Genomic DNA, 3,517 nt, shown 5'->3' on the forward strand with positions numbered 1-3,517 from the left:
AAACCACCCCCACCCCCCAACCCAAAACCCCAACCCGCAAATACACGGGCCACCAACCCCCCGCCCCCGGGGGGGGGCCGGGCCGCCCCGCGGGGAGGGGGCTATCTGTTCCCACCAAAACCCCTAGCCCGCCCGCCCCATACACCCCGCCCCCCCCCACCCCCCCCCCCCCCCCCCCCCCGCAAGCCCCCCCCCCACGCGCCGCCAGGCATGCCGCCAACACCAGCCGAGCATGGGCTCGGCTCTACACCGGCGTTCCAGCCTGGCTCAATCGCCCCAGCCCGCCAGCGCCAGCTTGCCGACCGTGCGTCCGCTGGCCAGGCGCTGATGCGCGATGTCCAGATTCGCCGCATTGATCGTGCCCAGCGTTTCGCTGAGAGTGCCGCGCAGCTGGCCAGCGTCGATCATGCTGGCCGCGCGGCTGAGGATGCGGTGCTGTTCGATGCGGTCCGCAGTGGCGAAGCGCGAACGCGCGAACATGAATTCCCAGTGGATGCCGATGCACTTGGCCTTGTAGGGATCACCGATGCGCAGCGCACCGCGCGGTTCGACGATGAGGCCGACATGGCCCTGTGGCGCCAGCAGCTGGCCCAATGCGTCCCAGTAATGGTCGGTGTCGGCCAGGTTGAGGGCGACCTGTACTGCGTCGATGCCCAATGCCTGCAGCTGGGGCAGCAGCGGCTGCCGGTGGTCGATCACATGCTGGGCACCCATCTGCCGGCACCAGTCGATCGACGACTCGCGCGAGGCGGTGGCGATCACCTCGAATCCTGCATGCCGGCCCAGCTGGATCGCCATCGATCCAACGCCGCCTGCTCCGCCGATCACCAGCAGGTGCTGGCCGGCATGGCGGCGGTCATCCAGCTGCAATGGCATGCGCTGGAACAGCAGTTCCCGTGCGGTGAGCGTGGTCAGTGGCAGGGCGGCCGCTTCGGCGAAGTCGAGCGTGGTCGGCTTGCGCGCTACCAGCCGTTCGTCCACAAGATGGAACTGCGCATTGCAGCCCGGGCGGGTGACATCACCGGCGTAGTAGACCTCGTCGCCGGACGCGAACAGGCTGGCGTCCTCGCCGATCGCTTCGACCACGCCGGCGGCGTCCCAGCCGAGCACGCGGGGTGCTTCGAGCGTGGCTGGATCGGTGGCCGCCCGCTGCTTGCCGTCGACCGGATTCACCGAGACGGCTTCGACCCGGATCAGCAGGTCGCGGCCACCCGGAGGCAGCGGCGGAGGCAGGTGGATATCGCAGAGGGCGGGGGCGGATTCACGACTCAGGGCGACGGCTTTCATCTCGGCTCCGGCTGGGTTCGTGGCTCCATCATAGAGTTCCTCACGTTTCAGCAGATGCGCTGAATCGCGTGGAGCAACCTGTTGCGCAATATGTCGTATTCCGCACCTAAACCCCGTCAAACCCTTGCGGTGTGAGGGTCTTGCGGTTTTTCATCATCCTGTATAGGGTTTCAACGTCGGACCGGTGGAGGGTCGGGCACAACACTTCACATGTTACGGGACTGTTAACATGACCTTCACCCGCCTGAGCATAATGTTCGCGGCGGTGGCGTGCTGAATCGGCTGTCGAACATCGACGCACTAGTGCTGGCCCATGCCTCTACCGGTTTCATACCCCCGAAATAGGAGCTGTACTCAATGAACAAGAAGATCCTTACTGCCGCGCTGCTGGGTGGTCTGGCTTTCGCCCAGGCTGCGTCCGCGCAGGAGTTCGATGACCGCTGGTACCTGACCGGTTCGGCCGGCTTCAACTTCCAGGACAGCGACCGCCTGACCAATGACGCTCCGTTCGTCACCCTGGGCCTGGGCAAGTTCATCAGCCCGAACTGGTCGCTGGACGGTGAGCTGAACTACCAGAACCCGAACTTCGACGCCAACAAGGACATGAACTGGTCGCAGTACGGCGTCTCGCTGGACCTGCGTCGCCACTTCATCAAGGAAGGCCGCGGCTGGAACCCGTACCTGCTGGCCGGCCTGGGCTACCAGAAGTCGGAAGAAGAGTACAACCCGATCAGCGGTGGCCTGGCTGACCGCAAGGACGGCAACTTTGCCGCCAAGGTCGGCGTCGGTCTGCAGACCACCTTCGAGAAGCGCGTTGCTGTCCGCGCCGAAGTCGCCTACCGCGCTGATTTCGACGACCAGAGCGTGAACCCGAAGCGTGCCGGCAACGATGAAAGCTGGTTCGGCGACGTGCTGGCTTCGGTCGGCGTCGTGATCCCGCTGGGCCCGGCTCCGGTCGCGGCTGCTCCGGCCCCGGCTCCGGTTGCCCCGAGCTGCGCCGACCTGGATGACGACGGTGACGGCGTCAACAACTGCGACGACAAGTGCCCGAACTCGCAGCCGGGTCAGACCATCGGTCCGGACGGTTGCCCGGTCCCGGTCTCCATCGACCTGAAGGGCGTCAACTTCGACTTCGACAAGTCGAACCTGCGTCCGGACGCCGTGGCGATCCTGAGCGAAGCCACCGAGATCCTGAAGCGTTACCCGGATCTGCGCGTTGAAGTCGCCGGTCACACCGACTCGAAGGGTACCGACGCTTACAACCAGAAGCTGTCGGAGCGTCGTGCTACCGCCGTGTACAACTACCTGACCAAGAACGGCGTTGACGCCGGTCGCCTGGTCGGCCCGATCGGCTACGGCGAGAGCCGTCCGATTGCTCCGAACACCAACCCGGATGGTTCGGACAACCCGGAAGGTCGCGCCAAGAACCGTCGTACCGAGCTGAACGTCCAGAACTAAGTTCTGACGCTCTGCCAGTAGGACACAGCAGGACCCGGCTTCGGCCGGGTCTTGTTGTTTCTGCGGCCCGGAATCCAGGTAGTGCTGGGCCCGGGAGCAACCGTTCGTCGGGTTTTTGTCCGTAAAACCAATGAGTTGCCGTATTCATTGAAAGTGGCGCTTGAAAGCTGTCGTGGCATTGCTAAACTCGCCGCGTCACTTCCTTTCGTGGATGCCCCTCATGCTGCGCTCTGCATCGGCCGCCTTCCTGGCGCTGGCCCTGGTTCCCGCCGCCCACGCTGCGGTCGATTGCTCGGTCAACGCCAGCGCCTCGCCGCTGCCGTTGCCGGCCACGACCATCGCGCCGGTGGCCGACGAGCTGTACATCCGTGGCAACCAGCTGGGCATGCCGGCCGGTGTGCTGAGCAGCAACTACGATCCGTCGCAGTCGCTGGACCAGGTGCTGCAGCGCCTGCGCATCGACGGCTGCCAGAACATCGCCAAGGCCATTCCGAGCGCACCGGCGGTGAAGCCGAACGATCCGGCGGCCTACAAGCCGCAGACCGAATTCGACAACACGCCCTGGCGCTTCGACATGAGCCAGAACGGCAAGCGCATGACCGCCGAAGAGTTCGACGCCTGGATGAAGGCGCGCGGCGTGCGCGTGGTCAAGGCGCGTCCGGCTCCGGCCACCACCCCGGCTCCGGCCGAAGCACCGGCTGAGACCAAGCCGGTCGACAAGAAGTAAGCGCTGCGGGGAGCAGAGGCTTGCGCACGCGCCGCCCACCTGCCG

Annotated in this window: 3 protein-coding genes; 2 read left to right on the forward strand and 1 reads right to left on the reverse strand. The window is 65.7% G+C overall.

The window, feature by feature from the left end:
- Nucleotides 1-267: 267 nt before the first annotated feature.
- Complete coding sequence (locus tag QRO91_RS22100) at nt 268-1,287, reverse strand: zinc-binding alcohol dehydrogenase family protein (RefSeq protein WP_285310577.1); 1,020 nt, start codon at nt 1,285-1,287, stop codon at nt 268-270.
- Nucleotides 1,288-1,644: 357 nt separating this feature from the next.
- Between QRO91_RS22100 and QRO91_RS22105 the strand changes: the two genes are divergently transcribed.
- Entirely contained in the window at nt 1,645-2,745 is a 1,101-nt protein-coding gene (locus QRO91_RS22105) for an OmpA family protein (RefSeq protein ID WP_005408234.1), read from the forward strand.
- Between the two features lie 220 nt (nt 2,746-2,965).
- Nucleotides 2,966-3,472, forward strand: coding sequence for a hypothetical protein (locus QRO91_RS22110; RefSeq protein ID WP_049430334.1), 507 nt, complete (start codon nt 2,966-2,968; stop codon nt 3,470-3,472).
- Nucleotides 3,473-3,517 lie beyond the last annotated feature (45 nt).

This window comes from Stenotrophomonas maltophilia group sp. Smal32 (assembly GCF_030237085.1).
In the GTDB taxonomy this organism is placed as follows: domain Bacteria; phylum Pseudomonadota; class Gammaproteobacteria; order Xanthomonadales; family Xanthomonadaceae; genus Stenotrophomonas; species Stenotrophomonas maltophilia_Q.

What these genes read in the sequence shown, in the direction of transcription:
- QRO91_RS22105 (WP_005408234.1), top strand. Translation starts at nt 1,645, where the DNA reads ATGAACAAGAAGATCCTTACTGCCGCGCTGCTGGGTGGTCTGGCTTTC.
- QRO91_RS22100 (WP_285310577.1), bottom strand. Translation starts at nt 1,287, where the DNA reads ATGAAAGCCGTCGCCCTGAGTCGTGAATCCGCCCCCGCCCTCTGCGAT.
- QRO91_RS22110 (WP_049430334.1), top strand. Translation starts at nt 2,966, where the DNA reads ATGCTGCGCTCTGCATCGGCCGCCTTCCTGGCGCTGGCCCTGGTTCCC.